This window comes from Curtobacterium flaccumfaciens pv. betae (assembly GCF_026241855.1).
GTDB lineage: Bacteria > Actinomycetota > Actinomycetes > Actinomycetales > Microbacteriaceae > Curtobacterium > Curtobacterium flaccumfaciens.
The window spans coordinates 1973627-1999350 of sequence record NZ_JAPJDC010000001.1 but is presented as its reverse complement, the minus strand read 5'-3'; the positions used below and the strand labels follow the sequence as shown (position 1 = coordinate 1999350).

Here is a 25724-nt window from a genome sequence, read left to right as displayed (position 1 = left end):
GGTCGCGCAATAGCCTTCCTGCGTGCAGCCCGTTCGCGATGAACCCGACCTGCGCTCGCTCATCCGGGCCCGTGCGGCCGACGGGGGCGAGCGCCACTTCCTCGAGGACGCTCGCTCCGACCGCGTCCTGACGTACCGTGCGCTGGACGACGCGGTCACCGCCTGGTCGCGGACCTTCGACGCGATCGGCATCGCCCCGTCGGGTGCCGTCCTGGTCGACGTGGGTGACCCGCTCGCGTTCGCGGTCGTGCACCTGAGCGCCGTCGCCGCAGGTCTCCGGGCGATCCCCGTCGACACCGGCCAGCCGGCCACCGAGCCCGGCCGTCTCGCCGACCTGATCGGCGGCGCGTCCATCGTCGTGTCCGACCGCGCGGTGGACGCGACCGTCCCCGGGGCGCCGGCCAGCGGGATCGACCCCGCCACGTTCCTCCCGACCGCCGTCCGTGACGGCGACCTGCCCGCCGACAGCCCGCACGCGCCGGGTCAGGGGTCCGTCGTGCTGTTCACCTCCGGGTCGACCGGCACGCCGAAGGGCGTCGAGCTGCCCGAGACGCAGCTGCTGTTCGTCGCCCGGGCCGTCGCGCGGCACAACCGGCTGGTGCCGGACGACCGCGGGTTCAACTCGCTGCCGCTGTTCCACGTCAACGCCGAGGTGGTCGGGCTGCTCGCGACGCTCGTCGCCGGCGCGACCCTGGTGCTCGACCGGCGCTTCCGTCGCACCGGTTTCTGGGACCTGCTCGCCGAACGACGGATCACCTGGCTGAACGCCGTCCCGGCCGTCCTGGCCGTGCTGGCGAAGACCGGGCCACTCGAGTTCCCGTCGGGCCTGCGGTTCGTGCGCAGCGCGTCGGCGCCGCTGCCCGATCCCGTGCGCGCCGCCCTCGGCGACGTGCCGCTCGTCGTGAGCTGGGGCATGACCGAGGGCGCCTCGCAGATCACGGCGACCCCGCTGGACGAACCGGCCCGGCCGGGGACCGTCGGGGTGCCGGTCGGGTCCGAGGTGCAGGTCCGCGGCGAGGACGGCTCGCTCCTGGCCGCCGACGAGATCGGCGCCCTGTGGGTGCGTGGTGCGGGGATCGTCCGCGGGTACCTCGGGGGCCGTGCGTCCGAGCGGTTCGACGCCGACGGCTGGCTCCACACCGGTGACGTCGGCTCCGTGAGCGCCGACGGCTGGGTGTCCCTGGCCGGGCGCTCCGACGACGTCATCAACCGCGGTGGCGAGAAGGTCTACCCGTCCGAGGTCGAGGACGTCCTGCTCGGCGATCCACGTGTGCTCGAGGCGGTCGTCGTCGGCCGCCCCGACGACGTGCTCGGTGCGGTCCCCATCGCCTACGTGATCCCGCAGCCCGACGAACCCGTCGACCACGCAGCCCTCGTGGCCGACCTCGTGGCCCGGGCCGAGGCGCACCTGACGCGGTTCCGCCGACCGGTCGAGGTCATCGTCGTGCCCGACCTGCCGCGTGCACCCACCGGCAAGGTGCAGCGCGCGAAGGTCCGGACCATGGCCCGACCCTCGTGAACCGACCAGCACGCGTGTCCCCGGCGTCGATCGGCGCTGAGCCGGGGGTGCAGACGCCGACGCGCACGGCCGAGGGCAAGCCCCGGCACCTGTACGAGGTCGACGTGCTCCGCATCCTCACGTTCGCGTGCGTGATCGGGGTGCACACCACGAGCCACACCGCCGCCGCCGACGACGTCGGGCTGAACGCGCTGCTCGCCCTGCTGCACTTCACCCGGCTGGTCTTCTTCTCGCTGACCGCGTTCGTGCTCGTGTACAGCTACACGTTGCGGCCGCGGCCGATGGCGCAGTTCTGGCCGAAGCGGTTCCTGCTCGTGGGCGTGCCGTACCTGGCGTGGTCGTTCGTCTACGTCGCGGCGGCGTGGCTGCTGAGCCCGACCCGCCGTGGCGACGTCCCGGACCTGGTGCGCACCGCGGCCGAGGGCATCGTCACCGGCACCTCGTGGTACCACCTGTACTTCCTGCTCGTGACGATGCAGGTGTACCTGCTCCTGCCGGTGATCGTCTGGCTGGTGCGCCGGACCCGCGGGCACCACGTCACCGTGCTGGTCGTGGCGTTCCTGGTCCAGCTGGTGGTGTTCGCCGGGTACAAGTACTTCCCGGCGAGCGACGCGTGGATGCAGGGGTACCAGAAGCAGTTCTTCTTCTCGTACGTCTTCTTCATCGTCTCAGGGGCGATCGCCGCCGACCACGCGGACGCGTTCCTGCGGTTCATCCGGGTCCACCGGCGTCCGGTGCTGTGGGCCTTCGCCGGCGTCGGTGGGCTCACCCTCGGCGTGTGGGCGCTGCAGGTCGGCCTCGGGCAGTCCCTCTACGCCGCGGGGACACCGCTGCAGCCGATCCAGGTGGTCTGGAGCACCGCGGTGTTCGTCGGGTTCCTGGCGATCGGCGCCGCCTGGGCGGACCGCCGGCGACCCAGCAGCCGCACCGCCCGGTTCGTCGACTACGCGTCCGATCGCTCGTTCGGCATCTTCCTGAGCCACCCGTTCGTCATCTGGATCCTGCTCTACGGCGACAGCTGGCTCGAGGCGGTCGTGCCGCGGCCGTGGCTCACCCTCGTCACCTACGTGCTCGTGCTGGTGCTGTCCGTCGCGGTGACCGAGCTGTTCCGGTGGACGCCGCTCAGCGTGCCGCTGACCGGTCGGCCGTCGTTGTCCTCGCGGGCGTCGCGAGCGGCGCGGGCGCGTCGTTCCGCAGGAGCGACGGTGCCCCGGCGGTCGCCGGAACCGGTTGAGCCGGACGACGCCCTCGTCGGCGAGACCGACGACGTCGGGCGGCGCGCCGCGCGCTGAGCGCCCGCGCGCAGAGCGCCCGCGCGCACCGCGCAGCTCTCGTGCGAGGTTCCGTCCGTGGTGCGATGGTGACGCCGTCCCACGGAATCCGGAACCTCGCACCAGCCGTGCGGGGCGGTGGACGCGGGGCGGGCGGCCTGGAGGCACGTGGCGGGCCCGACCCGCGCCTCCCGGCCGTCGCGTGCGGACCACCAGGGCCGGCGCACGTTCCGCGCGTCGCCCGTCAGGCCGGGCGCTGCTCGGCCTTCGGGGTGCCGATCTCGAGCACGCCGTCGGTGGAGGTCAGCCGCTGCGGCTTCATGAACCAGGCGACGACGGCCGCGGCTCCGAGCAGGACGCAGGAGAGCGCGAAGGGCACCTGCCAGCCCGAGGCGTCGATGAGCAGGCCGAACACGATGGGCGAGACCACACCGGCGATGCCGAACCCGGTGTTCATGAAGCCCGAGGCCGTGCCGGACCACTGCGGCGCGACGTCCATCGGGATCGCCCAGAGGTTGGCGTTGCAGAGTTCGAGGAAGAAGAACGACAGGGCCAGCGAGATCGTCGCGACGAGCAGGCCCTGCCCGATCACGAGCGGGATGAGGCAGAGGAGTGAGCCGCCGAGCCCGATCACCAGGATGGTCCGGCGGGCGTTCCTGGTGTTCCCGCCGCGGTGGATGATGCGGTCGCTGAGCATCCCACCGACCGTGTCCCCGACGACACCGGCCAGCAGGATGAGGGTGGTGAACAGCGCGAAGTCGCCGATCTCCAGGCCGTAAATGGAGCTGAGGAACGTCGGGAGCCACGTGAGGAACACCCACAGCGTCCAGCCGTACCCGAAGTCGACGAAGGTGACCGGCAGGATCTGCTTCGCCATCTGCCGCCACGGCACCGGGGGACGGGTCGCGCGGGTCTCGACCGGCGGGAGCTCGGCGAGCTCGACCTGCGTGATGCCCTTCGCGGACTCGGGCTTGTCGCGGAACCAGACGAACCAGACGACGGCCCACGCCAGGGACAGCACCGCGGTGGCGAAGAACGCCCAGCGCCAGCTGCCCGTCGCGCCGATCACCCAGGCGACGATGAGCGGCGCCAGGGCGTTGCCGAGCCGTGCCGCGGAGTGCACCACGCCCTGCGCGAAGCCGTTCCGGTCGCGGGGGATCCACCGGCTCATCGCCTGCGTGGCCGTCGGGAACGCGGCGGCCTCGCTCAGCCCGAGCAGGGCACGTGCGGCGAAGAGGGTCCAGAAGCCGACCGCGAACCCGGTCCAGAGCGTCGCGACGCCCCAGATCACCGTGATGACGAAGAGCGCCCTGCGCGGGCCGAACTTCTCGCTGATCGTGCCGCCGAACACCTGCAGCAGGGCGTACGGCAACGAGAACGCGGAGACGATGAGGCCGGCGGTCGCCTCGTTGAACCCGAACTCCTCGGTGATGTGCGGCAGCGCGGTCGAGATGTTCGTCCGGTCGATGTACGAGATCGCGTACATGCAGCAGAGCAGGACGAGCACGCGCCCGCGGATGCGTCCGCGGAACGGGGTGCCCTTGATCGGTGCGGCCGGGGTCGCCGTGGTCATGAGGCCTCTTCGGGGGAGCGGGAAGGAGTCGGGTGACTGAACGGATCGGACGGTATGCCCGGCCACCATCAGTCGCCTTGGAGCCTGCTTGCAGCGGACAATACGCCGAGGGCGAGCAGGGGGCCTCGGTGTCAGGGGTGCCGACTACCGTTGTCCCCATGGGTGTTGCGATCGAACCGACCCGAGCGGTGCGTCCGTTCGAGGTCATCAGCGAGTACTCGCCGAGTGGCGACCAGCCCGCGGCCATCGCGGAACTCGCCGGGCGGATCAACGCCGGTGAGACCGACGTCGTGCTGCTGGGTGCGACCGGTACCGGCAAGTCGGCGACGACCGCGTGGCTCATCGAGCAGGTGCAGCGGCCGACGCTGGTGCTCGCGCACAACAAGACCCTCGCGGCGCAGCTCGCCAACGAGTTCCGCAGCCTGATGCCGAACAACGCGGTCGAGTACTTCGTCTCGTACTACGACTACTACCAGCCCGAGGCGTACGTCCCGCAGACGGACACCTTCATCGAGAAGGACTCCTCGGTCAACGCCGAGGTCGAACGGCTCCGGCACTCCACGACGAACTCGCTGCTCAGCCGGCGCGACACCGTGGTGGTGTCCACCGTCTCCTGCATCTACGGTCTCGGCACCCCCGAGCAGTACATGAACGCATCGGTCGCGCTCCACGTCGGCCAGACGATCTCGCGCGACCAGCTCGTCCGCAAGTTCGTCGCCATGCAGTACCAGCGCAACGACGTCGACTTCGCCCGGGGCACGTTCCGCGTGCGCGGCGACACCATCGAGATCATCCCGATGTACGAAGAGCACGCGATCCGCATCGAGATGTTCGGCGACGAGATCGAAGCGCTCTCGTCGCTGCACCCCCTCACCGGCAACGTCATCGACGACCTGCCCGCCGTGTCGATCTTCCCGGCCTCGCACTACGTCGCGGACACCGACGTGATGCACCGGGCGATCGCCTCCATCAAGGAAGAACTCGCGGAACGGCTCGCCGAACTCGAGGGCCAGGGCAAGCTGCTCGAGGCCCAGCGCCTCCGGATGCGCACCACCTTCGACATCGAGATGATGGAGCAGATCGGGTTCTGCTCGGGCATCGAGAACTACTCCAGGCACATGGACGGCCGTGGTCCGGGCGAAGCACCGCACTGCCTGATCGACTACTTCCCCGACGACTTCCTCATCGTCATCGACGAGTCGCACGTCACCGTGCCGCAGATCGGCGCGATGTACGAAGGCGACGCCTCGCGCAAGCGCACCCTCGTCGAGCACGGGTTCCGCCTGCCGAGCGCGATGGACAACCGCCCCCTGAAGTGGGAGGAGTTCCTCGAGCGCGTCGGGCAGAAGGTCTACCTGTCGGCCACCCCCGGGCGCTACGAGCTCGGTGTCACCGACAGCGTGGTCGAGCAGATCATCCGCCCGACCGGCCTGATCGACCCCGAGATCGTGGTCAAGCCGAGCGACGGCCAGATCGACGACCTGCTCGAGGAGATCAAGCAGCGGGTCGAGAAGGACGAGCGCGTCCTCGTCACCACGCTGACGAAGCGCATGGCCGAGGAACTCACCGACTTCCTCGGGAACGCGGGCGTGCGCGTCCGGTACCTGCACTCCGACGTCGACACCCTCAAGCGCGTCGAGCTGCTGACCGAGCTGCGGCAGGGTGTCTACGACGTGCTCGTCGGCATCAACCTGCTGCGCGAGGGCCTCGACCTGCCCGAGGTGTCGCTCGTGGCGATCCTCGACGCCGACAAGGAAGGCTTCCTCCGCTCGTCGACGTCGCTCATCCAGACGATCGGTCGCGCTGCCCGCAACGTGTCGGGCCAGGTGCTCATGTACGCCGACAAGATGACCGACTCGATGAAGACCGCGATCGAGGAGACCGATCGCCGTCGTGAGAAGCAGGTCGCCTACAACCTGGAGCGGGGTATCGACCCCCAGCCGCTGCGCAAGAAGATCGCCGACATCACCGAGGTCCTGCAGCGCGAGAACGACGACACGAAGGCCCTCCTGCAGGGTCGCCCAGGCAGTGACGGCCGTCGGTCGCCCACGCCGAACCTCAAGCGCGGCGGCATCGCGGGCGAGGGCGCGACGCAGCTCGGTGCCACCATCGCTGACCTGAACGACCAGATGCTGCAGGCTGCGGCCGAGCTGAAGTTCGAGCTCGCGGCGCGACTGCGCGACGAGGTGCAGGACCTGAAGAAGGCCCTGCGCCAGATGGAGTCGGCCGGGCATGTCAGCTGACGGCGCCCGCACGGTCGTCGTGACCGGTGCGAGTGCCGGGCTCGGGTACCACGCCGCCGAGCAGCTCGCCGCGGCGGGGCACCGTGTGGTGCTGGCCACGCGCGACCGCCACCGGGCGGAGGCCGCCGAGCGCAGCATCCGGCGGCACGTCGACGGGGCCTCGCTCGCCCACGTCCACCTCGACCTCGCCGACCTCGACTCGGTCGACGCGGCCGCCCACGAACTCGCCGCGCTGGAACCCGACGGCGTCGACGCGGTCGTGAACAACGCCGGGGTCGTCGGGGCGTCCACGCAGGGGAGCACGGCGCAGGGCACCGAACTGCAGATCGGCACGAACCACCTCGGACACTTCGCGTGGACCGCCCTGGTCCTGCCCCTGCTCGAACGACGAGCCGGCCGGGTCGTGCACCTCGGGTCGATCGCCCACCGGTTCGCACAGCTCGACGCGACCGATCCGCTCGGGGTCGGTCGGTACTCGAGTCACCGCCAGTACGCCAGGAGCAAGCTCGCGGTGATGCTGTTCGGCTTCGAGCTCGCCCAACGACTGGCCGACTCGGGGTCGTCCGTGTCGAGCGTCGTCGCACACCCCGGCCTGTCGCTCGACCGACTGTCCCCGGCCCGCCCGGACGTCAGCCCGACGCGACCCGAACCCGAGTGGATCCGCCCGGCGCAGCGCATCGTCGCCCAGGGCAAGGACGTCGGCGCCCAGCCGCTCGTGCACGCTGCCGTCGGTGCGGACGTGCGCTCGGGGGAGTACTGGGGCCCGGCGGGCTGGATGCAGCTCCATGGCCCGGCCACGGTGGTCGCGGCCGAACCACGGGCGCACGACCGGACGGTCGCAGCCCAGCTCTGGGCGGCGAGCGAGCGCGCATCCGGTGTCGCGTTCGCTCTCGACGCACTCGTCTGACCCTCCATCCCGGCCGAATGTCGGTGCCGCTTCGTAGAATCGACGACGATGACCATCACCTCTGACCCCGGTACCTCGACGTCGGGCCGGAACGCCTTCGGCGAGCCCGCTGACCTCCACCTCCCCGGCGGGACCGCACCGCACAGCACCTCCACGCTCAGCGTGCGCGGCGCGCGCGTGCACAACCTGCGTGACGTCGACCTCGAGATCCCGCGCGACTCGCTCGTCGTCTTCACCGGCCTGTCCGGCTCGGGCAAGTCCTCGCTGGCGTTCGACACGATCTTCGCCGAGGGGCAGCGCCGGTACGTCGAGTCGCTGTCCGCCTACGCGCGCCAGTTCCTCGGCCAGGTCGACCGCCCGGACGTCGACTTCATCGAGGGGCTCTCGCCGGCGGTGTCGATCGACCAGAAGTCGACGAACCGCAACCCGCGGTCGACGGTCGGCACGATCACCGAGGTCTACGACTACATGCGTCTGCTCTGGGCGCGCATCGGGGTCCCGCACTGCCCGACGTGTGGCGAGGTGATCAGCAAGCAGACCGTGCAGCAGATCGCCGACCAGCTCATGCAGTTCGAGACCGGCACCCGCTTCCAGGTCCTCGCACCCGTGATCTCGAAGAAGAAGGGCGAGTTCGTCGACCTCTTCCAGGAGCTCGCGGCGTCCGGCTACGCCCGCGCGATCGTGGACGGGGAGCGCATCCAGCTCAGCGACCCGCCCAAGCTGAAGAAGCAGGTCAAGCACGACATCTCGGTCATCGTCGACCGCCTGGTGGCGAGCGACGACATCCTCGGTCGTCTCACCGACTCGCTCGAGACCGCCCTGCGCCTGACCGACGGCACCGTCGGCATCGACCTGGTGGACCACGAGGGGCCCGGAGCGGTCCGGACCTACTCCGAGAACCTCTCCTGCCCGAACAACCACCCGCTCGCGCTCACCGAGATCGAGCCGCGCACGTTCTCGTTCAACGCGCCGTTCGGTGCCTGCCCCGAGTGCTCCGGCCTCGGCACGCGCATGTCGGTCGACCCCGACCTGGTGCTCGGCGACCCCGAGGCCTCGTTGCGTGACGGCGTCCTGCTGCCGTGGACCGGGACGAGCGGGCTGTACTCCTACTTCGAGAAGCTGCTCGGCGGCCTCGGCAAGGAGCTCGGCTTCTCGCTCGACACCCCCTGGAACCAGCTCGACCCCGCGGTGCAGGCGTCGATCCTGACCGGCAAGGACTTCCAGGTGTCCGTCTCCTGGCGCAACCGCTTCGGCCGCGAGATGCGGTACACGAGCGGGTTCGAAGGCGTCATGCCCTACATCGAGCGCAAGTTCGCCGAGGCCGAGTCGGACTCGCAGCGGCAGCGCTTCCAGGGCTACCTGCGCGAGGTCCCGTGCCCGGTGTGCGAGGGAACCCGTCTCAAGCCCGAGGTGCTCGCGGTGACGGTCAACGACCGCAGCATCGCGGACGTCACCGACATGTCGCTCGACAACGCGTACTCGTTCATGGACGAGCTGACGCTGACCGACCGTGAAGCGCACATCGCCGCGGCGGTCCTCCGCGAGATCCGCGCACGGCTCGAGTTCCTGCTCGAGGTCGGCCTGAACTACCTCACGCTGGCACGTGGTGCCGGTGGGCTGTCCGGCGGCGAGGCGCAGCGCATCCGACTCGCGACGCAGATCGGCTCCGGGCTGACCGGTGTGCTCTACGTGCTCGACGAGCCGAGCATCGGCCTGCACCAGCGCGACAACCGTCGACTCATCGACACCCTGGTCAAGCTCAAGGACCTCGGCAACACGCTGATCGTCGTCGAGCACGACGAGGACACGATCCGCACGGCCGACTGGGTCGTCGACATCGGCCCGGGCGCCGGTGTGAACGGCGGCAACGTCGTGCACTCCGGCTCGTACGAGGGCATCATCGAGAACCGTGAGTCGATCACCGGTGACTACCTCGCCGGCCGACGCGCGATCGAGGTGCCGGCCGAGCGCCGCAAGGTCAACCTGAAGCGTGCCATCACCGTGCAGGGTGCCCGCGCGAACAACCTCAAGTCGGTCGACGCGGACTTCCCCCTCGGTGTGTTCACCGCGGTCACGGGCGTGAGCGGTTCCGGCAAGTCGACGCTGGTGAACGACATCCTGTACAAGGTGCTCGCCAACCAGCTCAACGGCGCACGGCACATCGCGGGCAAGCACACCCGGGTGAAGGGCCTCGACCAGCTCGACAAGGTCGTGCACGTCGACCAGGCACCGATCGGCCGTACGCCACGGTCGAACCCCGCGACCTACACGGGCGTGTTCGACCGCATCCGTCAGCTGTTCGCCGAGACGCAGGAGGCCAAGACCCGTGGCTACCAGCCCGGCCGCTTCAGCTTCAACGTCAAGGGCGGCCGCTGCGAGAACTGCGCGGGCGACGGCACGATCAAGATCGAGATGAACTTCCTGCCCGACGTCTACGTCGCGTGCGAGGTCTGCGGTGGTGCGCGCTACAACCGCGAGACGCTCCAGGTGCACTACAAGGGCAAGAACATCTCCGAGGTCCTCGACATGCCGATCAGCGAGGCGGCCGAGTTCTTCGAGCCGATCTCGGCGATCCACCGGTACATGGCGACCCTCGTCGACGTGGGTCTCGGCTACGTGCGCCTGGGCCAGAGCGCGACCACGCTCTCCGGCGGCGAGGCGCAGCGCGTCAAGCTCGCCACCGAGCTGCAGCGTCGCTCGAACGGCCGCACGGTCTACGTGCTCGACGAGCCGACCACCGGTCTGCACTTCGAGGACGTCCGCAAGCTGCTCCTCGTGCTGCAGAGCCTGGTCGACAAGGGCAACACCGTCATCACGATCGAGCACAACCTCGACGTCATCAAGTCCGCCGACTGGCTGATCGACATGGGTCCTGAGGGCGGTTCCGGCGGCGGGACGGTCCTGGCGACGGGCACCCCGGAACACGTGGCGACTGTGCCGGAGAGCCACACCGGTGTCTTCCTGCGCGAGATCTTCGACGCGCAGGACGCCCGGATCGGCAAGCAGCAGGCGGTCGGCGCACGTCAGGCCACCCAGAAGCAGCAGGGCACGACCAAGAAGGCGAGCAAGCAGAAGGCGGGTGCTCGCTAGGTGGCGGACACCGTCCCGTGGCGTCCGAAGGCGGGGGAGATCCCGACCGACCCGGGCGTCTACCGCTGGCGTGACGAAGCCGGTCGGGTGCTCTACGTCGGCAAGGCGAAGAACCTCCGCGCCCGGCTGAGCAACTACTTCGCGCCGCTGCCGACCCTGCACGAGCGCACGCGGCGCATGGTCCTGACGGCGCGCAGTGTCGAGTGGACGACGGTCGGCTCCGAGATCGAGGCGCTCCAGCTGGAGTACACCTGGATCAAGGAGTTCGACCCGCCGTTCAACGTCAAGTTCCGCGACGACAAGTCGTACCCGTACATGGCGGTCACCCTGGGTGACGAGGCGCCGCGGGTGATGGTGACGCGCAACCGCAAGATCAAGGGCGCGAAGTACTTCGGTCCGTACCCGAAGATCTGGGCGGTGCACGACACCATCGACCTGATGATCAAGGTCTTCCCGATCCGGACGTGCTCGGACTCGTCGTACAAGAAGGCGATGCAGACGGGCCGCCCGTGCTTCCCGGGGCAGATCGGCAAGTGCGGGGGCCCCTGCTCGCAGAAGGTCACCATCGAGGAGCACCGTGCCCTCGTCGAGGAGTTCGTGCGCTTCATGAACTCGTACGACCGTCGGGTCATCACCGAGCTCCGGCAGCGCATGGGGGCCTCGGCCGACGCGATGCAGTACGAGCAGGCCGCGAAGTACCGCGACCAGGTCGAGGCGCTCGAAGCCGTGCTCGAGAAGTCCGCCGTGGTGCTCCGCGACTCGGTCGACCTCGACCTGTTCGGCATCGCGGAGGACGAGCTCGCCGCGGCCGTGCAGCTGTTCTCCGTCCGTGGTGGCCGCATCCGCGGTGTCCGCGGCTGGGTGGTCGACAAGGAGCTCGACATCGCCACGGGCGACCTCGTCGAGCAGATCGTGCAGGGCGTCTACGTCACCGACGAGCCCCCGCGCGAGGTCGTCGTCCCCGAACTGCCGGAGGACGCGGACGCGCTCCAGGAGTGGCTCAGCAAGCGTCGGAACGGGCGCGGCACGAAGCTCAGCACGGCACAGCGCGGCGATCGTGCCGGTCTCGCGCGGACGGCCGCGCAGAACGCCGGGCAGGCGCTCATGCTCTACAAGACCAAGCGTTCGGCCGACTACACCACCCGGGCCGCGGCACTGGCCGACATCCAGGACGCCCTCGGCATGACCGAGGCGCCGCTCCGCATGGAGTGCTACGACATCTCGCACCTGCAGGGGACGAACGTCGTCGCGTCGATGGTGGTGTTCGAGGACGGTCTGCCGCGCAAGGACCAGTACCGCCGGTACTCGATCGCCGAGACCACCGACGACACCGACAGCATGTACCAGGTGCTCTCACGGCGCCTGGCGCGGCTGGACGAGGACGCCGAGCTGCCGGACGTCCCGGACGTCACGACCGACGAGGTCGTCGAGGGGTCGAAGCCGACGAAACGGTTCGCGTACCGTCCGCAGCTGCTCATCGTCGACGGCGGCCAGCCCCAGGTGCAGGCCGCGAAGCGCGCGATGGACGAAGCCGGCGTGCACGACATCGCCCTGGTCGGCATCGCCAAGCGGCTCGAGGAGCTCTGGCTGCCCGACGACGACTTCCCGGTCATCCTGCCCCGCAACTCCGAGGCGCTCTTCCTCATCCAGCGCATCCGCGACGAGGCGCACCGGTTCGCGATCACCCACCAGCGCAGCAAGCGGAAGCGGGACGTCCGGTCGCGGTTGTCCGAGATCCCCGGTCTCGGCCCGAGCCGCGTCAACGCCCTGCTGAAGCACTTCGGTTCGGTCGCCCGGCTGCGCGAGGCCACGGCCGAGGACATCGGCGAGGTGAACGGGATCGGCCCGGCGACCGCTGCCGCCGTGGTCTCGAAGCTGGCCCAGACGCCGACGAGCGCACCGGCCACGAGCGCGTCGAGCGCCCCTGAACCGGACGCCGACGCGATCGCGGACACCGTACCCGTCACCGATCCCGGAGGCCCCGTGCGGGTCCCCGAGGTGACCGACGACGGTCCGCAGCGACCGTCGTGACGAACCCCGCGCCTCCCGGCCGTCACCGGGCGGTAGCCTGGTCCGGCAGCCGAGACCTCCCCGGGCGACGCGCCCGGGCCGCCACGACGGAGCCCACTCCCAGATGACCGACAGCGCCACCGCGACCACCCACGCGTCGCAGCACGACATCCTCATCGTCACCGGCATGTCCGGTGCCGGGCGGTCCACCGTCGGCAAGGCCCTCGAAGACCTGGGCTGGTACGTCGTCGACAACCTGCCCACGCAGATGCTGGCCCCGCTGACCGAGCTGGCCGACCGCGCGGGGGAGAAGATCCCGAAGATCGCCACGGTGGTCGACGTCCGAGGCGGGCGGTTCTTCACCGACCCCGAGCACGCGGTCGAGCAGGTCCGCTCGAGCACGTCCGCGCGCGTCCGGGTGCTGTTCCTCGAGGCCACCGACGCCGTGCTGGTCCGGCGCTTCGAGCAGGTCCGTCGACCCCACCCGCTCCAGGGCGAGGACACCCTGCTCGACGGCATCGCCCGCGAACGGGCGCGTCTCGCCGGCCTCCGCGAGGCGTCCGACGTGGTGATCGACACCTCCGACCTCAACATCCACCAGCTCGCGAACACCGTGATCGAGCACTTCGCCGACGAGCACTTCGTGGGTGTCCAGGTCACGCTGATGAGCTTCGGGTTCAAGTACGGACTGCCCGCCGACGCCGACATGGTGGCCGACGTGCGGTTCCTCCCGAACCCCTACTGGGTGCCGGAACTGCGGCCCTACACCGGGCTCGACCAGCCGGTCTCGGACTACGTCCTGGCCCAGGCCGGAGCCCGTCCGTTCGTCGATCGCTACGCCTCCGTCCTCGAGCCGGTGTTCGAGGGGTACCAGCGCGAGAACAAAAGACACGCTACGATCGCCATCGGCTGTACCGGCGGGAAGCACCGCTCGGTCGCCATCGTCGCCGAGTTGGCGAACCTCCTCCGCGGGATGCCAGGCGTCGCCGTGCGTGTGAAGAACCGAGATCTCGGCCGGGAGTGACCGTCCCTCCGGCCGCTCCCACGCCCGTGCCGCCGGATCTGCGGGAACCACTGAACGAACGTTAGGAATGATGCTGTGCCGTTGACTGCCGAGGTCAAGGACGAACTGGCCAGGGTCGCCGTGAACCGCAACACGGTCCGCGCCGCCGAACTGGCCACGATCCTCCGGTTCGCAGGTGGTCTGCACGTCATCTCGGGCCGCATCGCGGTCGAGGTCGAGCTCGACACCCGGATCATCGTGCACCGGGTCCGCAAGGACCTCGCCGAGCTCTACGGCGTGCGCAGCGAGGCTTCGGTGGGGTCGTCCGCGTCCGCCCGCCGTGGCACCCGCTACCTGGTGCGCGTGCTCGAGGCGGGGGAGACCCTCGCCCGACAGACCGGCCTGATGGACGCCCGTCGCCGCCCCGTCCGCGGGCTGCCGAACCGCCTCACCACGGGCAACCGTGAGGACCTCGCCGCCATCTGGCGCGGCGCCTTCCTGGCCTCCGGCACCCTGACCGACCCGGGTCGGGCCGCAGCGCTCGAGGTCACCTGCCCCGGCAACGAGGCCGCGATGGCCCTCGTCGGTGCCGCGTCGCGTCTCGGGGTCGCCGCCAAGGGCCGCGAGGTCCGCGGGGTGCACCGCGTCGTCATCCGCGACGGCGAGGCCATCGGTCAGATGCTGACCGTCATGGGTGCCGCGCGCACCACCGCCGACTGGGAGGAGATGCGCCAGCGTCGCGAGGTCCGCGCGACCGCGAACCGCCTGGTCAACTTCGACGACGCGAACCTCCGCCGTTCCGCGCAGGCCGCCGTGGCCGCCTGCGCCCGGGTCGAGCGTGCGCTCGAGATCCTCGGCGACGAGGTCCCCGACCACCTGCAGTACGCCGGCACGCTGCGCCTGCAGCACCGCGACGCGTCGCTCGACGAGCTCGGCCAGCACGCGGACCCGCCCATGACCAAGGACGCCATCGCCGGCCGCATCCGTCGCCTGCTGGCGATGGCCGACAAGCGGGCCTCCGACCTTGGCATCCCGGGCACCGAAGCGAGCGTTCCCGAGGAGCTCGAAGGGGCCTGAGCGCGGTCTGTCGACCCTGCGGACGGGAGGCGCGGTGCCAGCTGGCACCGCGCCTCCCGTCCGTTTCCCGGACCCGTTCCCGGACCCGTTCCCGGCCTGGTCGGCGACCGTCCGGACGGACCGTCATCCCGCTCGGGCACGCAGTGTCCGACTGCTAGGGTCGTTACGGCGACGTTACGGGGCGTATCGTCCACCACACGCGGGCCCGCCAGGGTGCGCGACTCCCGAAAGCAGCGCCCCCTGGGCGCTCCACACTCACCAGGAGATCCATTGACCGTCAAGATCGGTATCAACGGCTTCGGCCGCATCGGCCGTAACTTCTTCCGGGCCGCCCTCGCGAAGGGCTCCGACCTCGAGATCGTGGCGGTGAACGACCTCACCGACAACGCGTCGCTCGCCAACCTGCTGAAGTTCGACTCCATCACGGGCAAGCTCCCCGCGACCGTCGAGCTCGACGGCGACAACATCGTCGTCGACGGCAAGGCCATCAAGGTCCTCGCCGAGCGCGATCCCGCCAACCTCCCCTGGGGAGAGCTGGGCGTCGACATCGTCATCGAGTCGACCGGTTTCTTCACCAAGGCCGCCGATGCGCAGAAGCACATCGACGCCGGTGCCAAGAAGGTCATCATCTCCGCTCCGGCCTCGGGTGACGACGTCACCATCGTGCTCGGCGTGAACGAGGGTCAGTACGACCCCGCGAACCACCACATCATCTCGAACGCGTCCTGCACCACGAACAGCCTCGCGCCGCTCGCCAAGGTGTTCCACGACAAGTTCGGTATCGAGCGTGGCCTCATGACGACGGTGCACGCCTACACCGCCGACCAGAACCTGCAGGACGGCCCGCACAAGGACCCCCGTCGTGCCCGTGCCGCCGCGCTGAACATCGTGCCGACCTCGACCGGTGCTGCGAAGGCCATCGGCCTCGTGCTCCCCGAGCTCGCCGGCAAGCTGGACGGCTTCGCGCTGCGCGTCCCGGTCCCCACCGGGTCGATCACCGACCTCACCCTCGAGACCAAGTCCGAGGTCACCGTCGACGAGATCAACGCCGCCTACAAGGAGGCCGCAGAGGGCTCCCTCAAGGGCATCCTGCTCTACAGCGAGGACCCGCTGGTGTCGACCGACATCACCACGGACCCGCACTCCTCGATCTACGACTCCGGCCTGACCAAGGTCATCGGCGGCCTCGTGAAGATCACCTCGTGGTACGACAACGAGTGGGGCTACTCGAACCGCCTCGTCGACCTCACCGAGTACGTCGGCGAGCGTCTGTAACACATGGCCCTCCGCACCCTCGAGGACCTCGGCGACCTCGCCGGCAAGCGCGTCGTCGTCCGTTGTGACCTGAACGTCCCGCTCCAGGACGGCACCATCACGGACGACGGCCGTGTCCGCGCGTCGCTGACCACGCTGAACACCCTCGTCAACGCCGGCGCACGCGTCATCGTGATCTCGCACCTGGGCCGCCCCGACGGGGAGCCCAAGCCCGAGTTCTCGCTCGCACCGGTGGCCCAGCGGCTCTCCGAGCTGCTCGGCAAAGAGGTCACGTTCGTCGGCGAGACCGTCGGCGACGAAGCGACCGCCGCGGCCGAGGCCCTCGAGGACGGCGACGTCCTGCTGCTCGAGAACCTCCGCTTCAACCCGGAGGAGACCTCGAAGGACGCCGCCACGCGCGGTGCCTTCGCGGACCGCATCGCCGCCCTCGGCGACGCCTTCGTCTCCGACGGCTTCGGTGTCGTGCACCGCAAGCAGGCCTCGGTCTACGAGCTCGCGTCCGCACTGCCCAGTGCAGCCGGTGCGCTGATCGAGACCGAGCTCCGCGTGCTCGAGCGACTGACCAAGGACCCGGAGCGCCCCTACACGGTGGTGCTCGGCGGCTCGAAGGTCAGCGACAAGCTCGGAGTCATAGACCACATCCTGCCGAAGGTCGACACCCTCTGCATCGGTGGCGGCATGCTCTTCACGTTCCTCGCGGCCCAGGGCCACGGCGTCGCGAAGTCGCTGCTCGAGGCCGACCAGCTCGACGTCGTCCGCGAGTACCTCTCGCGGGCGAAGGAGCTCGGTGTCACCATCGACCTGCCGACCGACGTCGTGGTGGCCTCCGGCTTCGCGGCCGACGCCGACCACGAGACGGTGGCGGCCGACGCCATCGAGTCCTCGTCGTTCGGCACGGACGGCATCGGCCTCGACATCGGCCCGGAGACCGCAGCGCGGTTCGCCTCGGCCGTCTCGGGTTCGAAGACGGTGTTCTGGAACGGCCCGATGGGCGTGTTCGAGTTCCCGGCCTTCGCCGCCGGCACGAAGACCGTCGCGCAGGCGCTGACCGAGGTCGACGGCCTCGGTGTCGTCGGTGGTGGCGACTCCGCTGCCGCCGTGCGGTCGCTCGGCTTCTCGGACGACCAGTTCGGCCACATCTCGACCGGTGGCGGTGCGAGCCTCGAGTTCCTCGAGGGCAAGTCGCTGCCCGGTCTCGAAGCACTGGGGTGGACCGCATGACCCGGACGCCACTGATCGCCCGTCGCGCGTTGGGAGACGCAGCATGAACCGCGTCCCCCTGATCGCGGGCAACTGGAAGATGAACCTCGATCATCTCCAGGCCATCGCCACCGTGCAGAAGCTCGCGTGGACGCTCAAGGACGCCCGGCATGACTTCGACGACGTCGAGGTCGCGGTGTTCCCGCCGTTCACCGACCTGCGGAGCGTGCAGACGCTCATCTCGGCCGACAAGCTTCCGATCCACTTCGGTGCGCAGGACCTGTCGCAGTTCGACTCCGGCGCCTACACCGGTGACGTCTCCGGCGCGTTCCTCGCGGCACTCGACGCCCAGTACGTCATCGTCGGCCACTCCGAGCGGCGCACGCTGCACGGTGAGACCGACGAGGTCGTCGCAGCGAAGACCGCAGCGGCCGTCAAGCACGGTCTCGTCCCCGTCGTGTGCGTCGGCGAGACCGGCGAGCAGCGCGAGGAGCGCGGCGCCGGCGTCGTGCCGGTCGAGCAGCTCCGTGTCGTGCTCGACGCGGTGAAGCCCGCCGACATCGTCGTGGCGTACGAGCCCGTCTGGGCCATCGGCTCCGGCCAGGCGGCCACGGCCGAGCAGGCGCAGGACGAGTGTGCGGCCATCCGTCGTGGCATCGCCGCAGCCTGGGGCGACCAGGCTGCTGCCGACACCCGGGTGCTCTACGGCGGCTCGGTCAAGTCGGGCAACATCGCGGGCTTCCTCCGCGAACCCGACATCGACGGCGCGCTCGTCGGTGGCGCTTCGCTCGACGTGCAGGAGTTCGCGGCCATCGCGCGGTTCCGTCAGCACGTCGGGCTGTAGTCCACAGGCGACCTCGTCGCGGGCAGTCGCCCGCACCACTCCCGTCCAGGTACCGGCCGTGCTCCGCGCGGCCGGTACACTGGTACGGCTGACTGACACGAAAGGTACGTCGTGGCGATACTCTCCGTCGTGCTGCAGGTCCTGCTCGCAATCACGAGCCTCCTGCTCACGCTCCTCATCCTGCTGCACAAGGGCCGCGGTGGTGGCCTCTCCGACATGTTCGGCGGTGGGGTCACGAGCAACCTCGGTGCGTCCGGCGTGGCCGAGCGCAACCTCAACCGCATCACGGTGATCCTCGGTCTGGTCTGGATCGTCTCCATCATCGTGCTCGGTCTCATCAACAAGTTCACGGCGGGGGTCTGATCCATGGCAAGTGGAGGCAGTGCAATCCGAGGGTCTCGCGTCGGCGCGGGCCCGATGGGCGAACAGGACCGCGGGGTCCAGGCCGAGCGCGTGGCGATCTCGTACTGGGACGCCCTGGGCAACGAGGTCGTGCGGTACTTCGCCGCGAACCTGCCCGACGAGGAGATCCCTGAGACGGTGGACTCGCCGTCGAGCGGTCTGCCGGCCGGGCGCGACAAGGAGAACCCTCCTGTGGTCTCCAAGACGGAGCCCTACAAGACCCACCTCGCGTACGTGAAGGAACGCCGCACCGAGGAAGAGGCCGCGCAGCTCCTCGAGGACGCGCTCCAGCAGCTCCGGGAGCGTCGCGGTACCGCGGCGAAGAAGGCCTAGCGAACTCACGCTGACGGAGGCCCCTGCACCGATGGTGCGGGGGCCTTCGTGCGTCCTGGGGAGCGCCGGCAGCGCTCTGCGCGCGGGTGCCTGGTTCGTCGAGTGGTCACGACACGCCGCGTGCGGTGCGCCGTGGTGGCGCGTTCTGTCGCCTGCGGCGCCCGCTGCCGACAGTTGGTGACCACTCGGCGTCGTGCCGCCGGGGTGTCGCGACCGTTCGGCGTCGGAGTGCCGTGCCGGGAGCCGCGCGGAGAGCCGGTACGCCGAGTGGTCACGACACGCCGCCTGCGGTGGGTAGAGGTGGCACGTTCTGTCGTCTGGGGCGTCCGCGGCCGACGGTTCGTGACCCCTCGGCGTCGCGCAGCCGGGGTGTCGCGACCGCTCGGCGCAGGGGTCCCGGCGCAGGAGTGCCGCGCGGAGTGCTGGTTCGCCGAGTGGTCACGACATGCCGTGTGTGGTGCGCCGTGGTGGCACGTTCTGTCGCCTGGGGCGCCCGCGGCCGACAGTTCGCGACCACTCGGCGTGGTGCCGCCGGGGTGTCGCGACCGCTCGGCGTCACGCTGGCGGGGTGTCGCGGCCACTCAGCGCCGGGGTGCCGCGCCGAGTGCTGGTTCGCCGAGTGGTCACGACATGCCGTGTGTGGTGCGCCGTGGTGGCACGTTCTGTCGCCTGGGGCGTCCGCGGCCGACAGTTCGTGACCACTCGGCGTCACGCTGGCGGGGTGTCGCGACCGATCGGCGCCGGCAGTGGGCGCGACCACAGACGGACGGGAGGCCCGGTACCAGCTGGCACCGGGCCTCCCGTCCGTCATGAACTCGCGTCTAGTACGTCGACGCGATCAGGTTCTCGGGGACGTCGCGCGCGGCGTCCTGGTCCACGAAGAAGACCGTGCGCTTGCGACCCTGCACGCCACCGACGGGGACGTCTTCGATCGACGCACCCGCGAGGGCCAGCCCGAGGACCGAGGCCTTCTCGGCACCGGAGAGGATCACCCAGACGCGCTGCGAGGCGTTGATCACCGGGAAGGTGACGGTCAGACGCTGCGGCGGCGGCTTGGGGGAGTCGTCGACCGACACGACGGCACGGTCGGTGACGGTGAGCTGCGGGAACTCCGGGAAGAGCGAGGCGGTGTGTCCGTCGGGACCGACGCCGAGCAGCGTGATGTCGAAGCGCGGAGCGACGGCACCCTCGGGCGCGGCGTCCTGCAGCTCGCGCTCGTACTGGGTCGCAGCGGCCTCGATGTCGAGCCCGCCGTCCGACGCCGGCATCGGGTGGATGTTCGACGCGGGGATGTCGACGTGGTCGAAGAAGTCGGTCTGCGTGCCGATCGTGTTGCGGTCGGCGTCGTCCGCCGGAACCCAGCGCTCGTCGACCCACCAGACGTGCACCTTCGACCAGTCGACGCTCTCACGCGCCGGCGACTGGCCGATCGCGGCGAGGACCAGGGAGGACACCGAGCCACCGCTGATCGCGATGTCGGCACGCTCCTGCTCGTCGAGCACGTCGATGATCTTGGTGATGAAGCGTGCGGCGACCGAAGCGCCGAGGGCCTGCTTGTCCGGGTGCACGAGCACCCGCCGTTCGTTGGTCACGTGACTCCCGTGTTCGTGGCGGCCGACCGGTCGTCCGACCGCCTTCGGTCCGGTCGGGCCGCCTGCACCAGACAGGCGGCCCGACCGTGTGGGGTGTTGATCAGCGGGCGATGGTCTCGCGCAGCTGGGGCACCCCGTGCTTGACGACGTCTCCGAAGAGGACGTCCGGGTCGAGTCTACGGAGTTCCTCGGCCAGGCAGTCGCGCAGGTTGCGGCGTGGCAGCGACAGGTCGTGGGTCGGCTGCCCGGGCATCGAGAGCGTGGCGACGTCCACCAGGGAGCGCTCGAGCTCGATGGTGCCGGACTCGCGCACGAGTTTCACACCGTGGATGCCGCTCGACCCGGTCGCGCGCGGCGACGTGACGACGGACACCGGTACCTGCAGCTGCAGCTGGAGCCAGGCGGCGAGGAGGATCGTCGACGGGCTGTCGGATGCTCCGGAGACCTCGACCGCGGTGATCGGCTCGTACGGCGGCTGGTCGAGCGCCGCGGCGAGCTGGTTCCGCCACAGGGTCAGCCGGGTCCACGCGAAGTCGGTGTCACCCGGCACGTAGGACGCACCGAGCGCCTCGATCGCGCCGTTCGGGTCCTTCTGCGCGGCCGCGTCGGTGATCCGTCGCTGCGCGATGCGGCCGAGGGCCGACGCCGCGGGCTGCTCGGGAGCGGTCTGCGGCCACCAGGCGACGACGGGTGCGTCCGGCAGCAGGAGGCCGGTGACCAGGCTCTCCTCGTCGGTCGCGGTCTCGCCGTACGCACGGAGGACGATGACCTCGCTCGCCCCCGCGTCGCTACCGACGCGGATCTGCGCGTCGAGGCGGCCGGGGGACTTCGTGTCACCGCTGTTCTTCGAGACGATGATCACGCGCATCGGGTGCTCGCGGGACGCCTCGTTCGCCGCCTCGATCGCCTCTTCCTCGTGGCCGAGGGCCGTCGAGATGATGAGGGTCAGCACGCGGCCGAGGGCGACGGCGCCGCCCTCTTCGCGGATGCGGACGAGCTTCTTCTGGATCTTCGACACCGTGGTGTCGGGCATGTCGATCTTCACGGACGCCTCCAGGTCCGACCGTCGCGGGCGAGCAGGGCGTCGGCGGATGCCGGGCCCCACGTGCCGGGACGGTACTGCTCGGGCTGGCCCTGCGTGGCCCAGAACTCCTCGATGGGGTCGAGGATCTTCCAGGACAGCTCGACCTCCTGGTGCCGCGGGAACAGCGGCGGGTCACCGAGGAGCACGTCGAGGATGAGTCGCTCGTACGCTTCGGGGGATGCTTCGGTGAACGCGTGGCCGTAGCCGAAGTCCATCGTCACGTCGCGCACCTGGGTGCCGACGCCGGGGACCTTCGAGCCGAAGCGGAGCGTGACGCCCTCGTCCGGCTGGACACGGATCACGAGCGCGTTCTGACCGAGCGGGGACTGCGTGTTGCCATAGACGTCCTCGGGGACGCGCTTGAACACGATCGCGATCTCGGTCACACGACGACCGAGACGCTTGCCGGCGCGCAGGTAGAACGGGACGCCCTGCCAGCGGCGCGTGGCGATGTCGAGCTTGATCGCAGCGTAGGTCTCGGTGCCGGACTCGGGGTTCATCCCGGCCTCTTCGAGGAAGCCGAGTACCTTCTCGCCGCCCTGCCATCCGCCGTCGTACTGCCCGCGGGCGGTGGCGGTCGACAGGTCCTCGGGCAGGCGCACGGCGGAGAGCACCTTCTCCTTCTCGGCACGCAGGTCGGCGGCCTTGAACGAGACGGGCTCCTCCATCGCGGTGAGCGCGAGGAGCTGCAGCAGGTGGTTCTGGATGACGTCGCGCGCCGCACCGATGCCGTCGTAGTACGCGGCACGTCCGGCGACGCCGATGTCCTCGGCCATCGTGATCTGCACGTGGTCGACGTAGTTCGAGTTCCAGATGGGTTCGTACATCTGGTTCGCGAACCGGAGCGTCAGGAGGTTCTGGACGGTCTCCTTGCCGAGGTAGTGGTCGATGCGGAACACGTCGTCGGGCGCGAAGACGCTCTCGACGATCGCGTTGAGCTCGCGCGCGGTGCGGAGGTCGGAGCCGAACGGCTTCTCGACGACCACGCGGCTCCAGGAGCCCTCGCGCTTCTCGGTCAGCCCGGACAGCTTCAGCTGCTCGGTGACGACCGGGAACATCTTCGGCGGGATCGACAGGTAGAACGCGTGGTTGCCCAGCGTCCCGCGCTCGGCGTCGAGGTCGTCGACGGTGCGCTTCAGCTCGCGGAACGCCTCGGGGTCGTCGAACGAGCCCTGTACGAAGCGGATGCCCTGTTCGAGCTGACGCCAGACGTCCTCGTCGAACGGGGTTCGGGAGTGTTCCTTGACGGCGTCGTGGACGAGCTGGGAGAAGTCTTGGTCCTCCCAGTCGCGACGAGCGAACCCGACGAGCGCGAACCCCGGGGGCAGGAGCCCCCGGTTGGCCAGGTCGTAGACCGCGGGCATCAGCTTCTTGCGTGACAGGTCGCCCGTCACGCCGAAGATGATGAGCGTGCTCGGTCCCGCGATCCGGTTCAGTCGACGATCCGTCGGCAGCCGGAGCGGGTTGTGCTCCGGGGTGATTGCCACCGGTGACATGAGTCGGTGAACTCCTTACGAGTCAGTGGGAGACGGCGGACGCGATCGCCGCGGTGGCGGCGTGGACGTCCGACGTGGTGAGGGTGAGGACCGGCCGGCCGTGCTCCGCGAGGACACTCGCGTCGCCGGCAGCCTGGGCCCGGAGGAGCTGCCCGAACGTGAACGGCCGACCCGGGATCGCCAGGTCGTCTGTTTCGTCGGCCACGATCTGCAGGAACACTCCCGTGGCGGGGCCGCCCTTGTGGTACTGGCCGGTCGAGTGCAGGAACCGCGGACCGTACCCGAAGGTCACGGGGCGCTCCGTGCGCGCCGCGATCGCGTCACGCAGCGACTCGAGTCCGCTGTTCGTGGTGCGGTCGACGTACGCCTGCACCGACACGTAGCCGGTCGGGTCGAGTGCGGACAGGAGGCCCGACACGGCTTCCGAGAGCGTCGCACCGACCGCGAGTCCTGGCGTCGCGCGGACGGCGATGCCGTCCTCGGAGAACGCCGGCTCGGCCGGAGCGGGGCGGTCGTCGAGCAGCGCGCGGGTCGCGACCTTGGCGGCCTCGACGTCGGGCTGGTCGAACGGGTTGATGCCGAGCAGGCGACCGGCGACCGCGACGGCGTACTCCCAGACGAGGATCTGGCCACCGAGCGTGCCGGTGATCTCGACCTCGCCCTCGGCCACGTGACGCTCGTCCTCGCGCGAACCGACCAGGCGGATGACCTGGACGTCGGGCAGGCCGGCGGTGACCTCGGGGGAGTCCGTGTGCAGCACGACGGGCAGCAGGCCACGGCCGTCCTTGCCGGTCGACTCCGCGATCAGCTGTTCGACCCAGTCGCCGAAACCGACGATGTGCGTGCCGTCGGGGACGATGGCGATCTTGTCGCGCAGCGGCTCGGTGCCGGCGAGGACCGCACCGAGCACGAGCCCGGGGTTCTCGTCCAGGTCGACCGAGAGCAGCGCGGAGATCGCGTCGGCCTCGTCGAGGAGTTCGGCGATGTCCGCTCCCGCGAGCCCGGACGGCACGAGGCCGAAGGCGGTGAGCGCGGAGTAGCGGCCGCCGACCGTGGGGTCGGCGGTGAAGACGCGGTACCCGGCGTCGATCGCAGCGGCCTCGAGCGCGGAACCCGGGTCGGTGACGACGACGATGCGGCGGGCGGGGTCGATGCCCGCGTCGCGGAAGGCCTGCTCGTAGACACGACGCTGCGAATCGGTCTCGAGCGTCGAGCCGGACTTCGACGAGACGACGAGCACCGTGCGCTCGAGGTCGGTCGTCACGGCCGCGCGGACCTGTGCGGGGTCGGTCGAGTCGAGGACCGTGAGGGGCACGCCGGCGGTGCGCGTGATGACCTCGGGTGCGAGGGACGAGCCGCCCATGCCGGCGAGGACGACGTGGTCGACCCCTTCGGCACGGAGCGACTCGCGCAGCGCGGTGACCTCGGCGACGAGCGGGCGGGAGACCGAGACGGCCTCCACCCAGCCGAGGCGCTTCGACGCCTCGGCCTCGGCGACGGTTCCCCACAGATCGGCGTCCTGGGCGGTGATGCCCGAGGCCACCAGGTCAGCGACGAGCCGCGGGACCACCTGTTCGATGGCCCGCGCGGCGTCGCCGCTGGCTGCGATGGAAACCGTCACTACTTGGCGCCCTCGAGCGCTGCCTTGACGGTGTCGACGAGCTCGCCCCAGGAGACGATGAACTTGTCCACGCCCTCCTTCTCGAGCAGTGCGACGACCTCGTCGTAGTCGACGCCCTGTGCGGCGAGCTGGTCGAGGACCTGCTGCGCCTGGTCGAACGTGCCGGCGATGGCGTCGCCGTGGATCTCACCGTGGTCGAACGTGGCGTCGAGCGTCTTGCCCGGCATCGTGTTGACGGTGTTCGGGGCGGCGAGCTCGGTCACGTAGAGCGTGTCGGGGAGCGACGGGTCCTTGACACCGGTCGAGGCCCAGAGCGGACGCTGCGTGTTGGCGCCGGACTCGAGCAGGCCGAGGGCACGCTCGGAGGCGAACGCCTCGGTCCAGACCTGGTACGCGAGCTGCGCGTTGGCGATGCCGGCCTTCGACTTGAGGGCCTTGGCCTCGTCGGTGCCGACGGCGTCCAGGCGCTTGTCGATCTCGGAGTCGACGCGCGACACGAAGAAGGACGCGACCGAGTGGATCTTGGAGAGGTCGTGGCCGGCGGCCTTGGCCTTCTCGAGCCCACCCAGGTAGGCGTCGATGACGGCGCGGTAGCGCTCGAGCGAGAAGATCAGGGTGACGTTGACGGAGATGCCGGCGCCGATGACCTCGGTGATCGCCTCGAGACCCTCGAGCGTCGCCGGGATCTTGATGAGGACGTTCTCCTTGCCGACCTTCTCGAACAGGAACTTGGCCTGCTCGATGGTCTTGGCGGTGTCGTGCGCGAGGCCCGGCTCGACCTCGATCGAGACGCGGCCGTCGAAGCCCTTGGTCTCGTCGTAGATCGGCTTGAAGACGTCGGAGGCGTTCGCGACGTCCTGCGTGGTGATCTCGAAGATCGCGTCGGTGACGTCGATGCCCGCAGCGGCGAGCTCCTTGACCTGCGAGTCGTAGCGCTCGCCCTTGGCGAGGGCCGACGCGAAGATCGTCGGGTTGGTCGTCACACCGACGACGTTCTTCTGCTCGATGAGCTCGGTGAGCTTGCCGGTCTCGAGGAGCTCGCGGGAGAGGTCGTCGAGCCAGATGCTCACGCCGACCGCGGAGAGGGCGGCGGTGGGGGTGTTCTCAGCCATGTGTTTCTCTTCTTCTTTCATCGACGGGTCCGTGAGGACCGTGAGTCGGGGTTTCGGGGACGGGAGGCCCGT

The 25724-nt window shown here is 70.0% G+C and carries 19 protein-coding genes; 13 read left to right on the top strand and 6 right to left on the bottom strand.

Annotation, left to right across the window (positions count from 1 at the left end):
* Nucleotides 1–22 precede the first annotated feature (22 nt).
* Both ORG17_RS09475 and ORG17_RS09470 read left to right on the top strand, forming a co-directional pair.
* A complete protein-coding gene (locus ORG17_RS09475; protein WP_214526207.1) occupies nt 23–1519 on the top strand; it encodes a class I adenylate-forming enzyme family protein in 1497 nt (498 codons plus the stop codon).
* Entirely contained in the window at nt 1516–2811 is a 1296-nt protein-coding gene (locus ORG17_RS09470) for an acyltransferase (protein WP_214526208.1), read from the top strand. The genes ORG17_RS09475 and ORG17_RS09470 overlap by 4 nt, the downstream gene beginning before the upstream one ends.
* Before the next feature lie 223 nt (nt 2812–3034).
* Here ORG17_RS09470 and ORG17_RS09465 read toward each other — a convergent pair whose 3' ends face one another.
* Nucleotides 3035–4363 (bottom strand): MFS transporter, encoded by a 1329-nt coding sequence (locus tag ORG17_RS09465; RefSeq protein ID WP_214526209.1) that lies wholly within the window; start codon nt 4361–4363, stop codon nt 3035–3037.
* 170 nt (nt 4364–4533) lie between these two features.
* Between ORG17_RS09465 and uvrB the strand changes: the two genes are divergently transcribed.
* The 11 genes from uvrB (at nt 4534) to ORG17_RS09410 (ending at nt 18747) form a co-directional block, all read left to right on the top strand.
* Nucleotides 4534–6606, top strand: a complete 2073-nt coding sequence (gene uvrB / locus ORG17_RS09460) for an excinuclease ABC subunit UvrB (RefSeq protein ID WP_027465695.1) — start codon at nt 4534–4536, stop codon at nt 6604–6606.
* Nucleotides 6596–7513 (top strand): SDR family NAD(P)-dependent oxidoreductase, encoded by a 918-nt coding sequence (locus tag ORG17_RS09455; RefSeq protein WP_214526210.1) that lies wholly within the window; start codon nt 6596–6598, stop codon nt 7511–7513. Before uvrB ends, ORG17_RS09455 begins: the two co-directional genes overlap by 11 nt.
* Nucleotides 7514–7561: 48 nt before the next feature.
* Nucleotides 7562–10603, top strand: coding sequence for an excinuclease ABC subunit UvrA (gene uvrA / locus ORG17_RS09450; RefSeq protein WP_250892085.1), 3042 nt, complete (start codon nt 7562–7564; stop codon nt 10601–10603).
* Nucleotides 10604–12634, top strand: a complete 2031-nt coding sequence (uvrC, locus tag ORG17_RS09445) for an excinuclease ABC subunit UvrC (RefSeq protein ID WP_214526211.1) — start codon at nt 10604–10606, stop codon at nt 12632–12634.
* A 103-nt stretch (nt 12635–12737) separates the two neighbouring features.
* The gene (gene rapZ / locus ORG17_RS09440) at nt 12738–13637 is read left to right on the top strand and encodes an RNase adapter RapZ (protein WP_214526212.1); all 900 of its coding nucleotides are present in this window, start codon (nt 12738–12740) and stop codon (nt 13635–13637) included.
* A 75-nt stretch (nt 13638–13712) separates the two neighbouring features.
* Nucleotides 13713–14693: a DNA-binding protein WhiA gene (gene whiA / locus ORG17_RS09435; protein ID WP_027465690.1), complete on the top strand. Its 981-nt coding sequence runs from the start codon at nt 13713–13715 to the stop codon at nt 14691–14693.
* Nucleotides 14694–14963: 270 nt separating this feature from the next.
* Nucleotides 14964–15968 (top strand): type I glyceraldehyde-3-phosphate dehydrogenase, encoded by a 1005-nt coding sequence (gene gap, locus ORG17_RS09430; protein WP_214526213.1) that lies wholly within the window; start codon nt 14964–14966, stop codon nt 15966–15968.
* 3 nt (nt 15969–15971) lie between these two features.
* Entirely contained in the window at nt 15972–17189 is a 1218-nt protein-coding gene (locus tag ORG17_RS09425) for a phosphoglycerate kinase (RefSeq protein ID WP_214526214.1), read from the top strand.
* A 43-nt stretch (nt 17190–17232) separates the two neighbouring features.
* Nucleotides 17233–18012, top strand: coding sequence for a triose-phosphate isomerase (gene tpiA / locus ORG17_RS09420; RefSeq protein WP_071244733.1), 780 nt, complete (start codon nt 17233–17235; stop codon nt 18010–18012).
* A gap of 111 nt (nt 18013–18123) precedes the next feature.
* Nucleotides 18124–18375 carry a preprotein translocase subunit SecG gene (secG, locus tag ORG17_RS09415; RefSeq protein ID WP_017887256.1) on the top strand — a complete coding sequence of 84 codons (252 nt, stop codon included), beginning with the start codon at nt 18124–18126 and terminating at the stop codon, nt 18373–18375.
* A gap of 3 nt (nt 18376–18378) precedes the next feature.
* A complete protein-coding gene (locus ORG17_RS09410; RefSeq protein ID WP_027465686.1) occupies nt 18379–18747 on the top strand; it encodes an RNA polymerase-binding protein RbpA in 369 nt (122 codons plus the stop codon).
* Between the two features lie 821 nt (nt 18748–19568).
* Here ORG17_RS09410 and pgl read toward each other — a convergent pair.
* The 5 genes from pgl to tal all read right to left on the bottom strand — a co-directional run bounded on the left by pgl (nt 19569) and on the right by tal (nt 25652).
* A complete protein-coding gene (pgl, locus tag ORG17_RS09405) occupies nt 19569–20339 on the bottom strand; it encodes a 6-phosphogluconolactonase (protein WP_027465685.1) in 771 nt (256 codons plus the stop codon).
* 100 nt (nt 20340–20439) lie between these two features.
* The gene (locus tag ORG17_RS09400; protein WP_027465684.1) at nt 20440–21384 is read right to left on the bottom strand and encodes a glucose-6-phosphate dehydrogenase assembly protein OpcA; all 945 of its coding nucleotides are present in this window, start codon (nt 21382–21384) and stop codon (nt 20440–20442) included.
* Nucleotides 21381–22919 (bottom strand): glucose-6-phosphate dehydrogenase, encoded by a 1539-nt coding sequence (gene zwf / locus ORG17_RS09395; protein ID WP_027465683.1) that lies wholly within the window; start codon nt 22917–22919, stop codon nt 21381–21383. The genes ORG17_RS09400 and zwf overlap by 4 nt, the downstream gene beginning before the upstream one ends.
* 22 nt (nt 22920–22941) lie before the next feature.
* Complete coding sequence (locus tag ORG17_RS09390) at nt 22942–24540, bottom strand: glucose-6-phosphate isomerase (protein ID WP_214526215.1); 1599 nt, start codon at nt 24538–24540, stop codon at nt 22942–22944.
* Complete coding sequence (gene tal / locus ORG17_RS09385; protein WP_214526216.1) at nt 24540–25652, bottom strand: transaldolase; 1113 nt, start codon at nt 25650–25652, stop codon at nt 24540–24542. Before tal ends, ORG17_RS09390 begins: the two co-directional genes overlap by 1 nt.
* Between the last annotated feature and the right edge of the window lie 72 nt (nt 25653–25724).

Bases quoted from the DNA above. Each gene is read 5' to 3' on its own strand.
- zwf (WP_027465683.1), bottom strand. From the start codon at position 22,919: ATGTCACCGGTGGCAATCACCCCGGAGCACAACCCGCTCCGGCTGCCG.
- ORG17_RS09465 (WP_214526209.1), bottom strand. From the start codon at position 4,363: ATGACCACGGCGACCCCGGCCGCACCGATCAAGGGCACCCCGTTCCGC.
- rapZ (WP_214526212.1), top strand. From the start codon at position 12,738: ATGACCGACAGCGCCACCGCGACCACCCACGCGTCGCAGCACGACATC.
- uvrA (WP_250892085.1), top strand. From the start codon at position 7,562: ATGACCATCACCTCTGACCCCGGTACCTCGACGTCGGGCCGGAACGCC.
- ORG17_RS09410 (WP_027465686.1), top strand. From the start codon at position 18,379: ATGGCAAGTGGAGGCAGTGCAATCCGAGGGTCTCGCGTCGGCGCGGGC.
- tpiA (WP_071244733.1), top strand. From the start codon at position 17,233: ATGAACCGCGTCCCCCTGATCGCGGGCAACTGGAAGATGAACCTCGAT.
- tal (WP_214526216.1), bottom strand. From the start codon at position 25,652: ATGGCTGAGAACACCCCCACCGCCGCCCTCTCCGCGGTCGGCGTGAGC.
- ORG17_RS09425 (WP_214526214.1), top strand. From the start codon at position 15,972: ATGGCCCTCCGCACCCTCGAGGACCTCGGCGACCTCGCCGGCAAGCGC.
- ORG17_RS09455 (WP_214526210.1), top strand. From the start codon at position 6,596: ATGTCAGCTGACGGCGCCCGCACGGTCGTCGTGACCGGTGCGAGTGCC.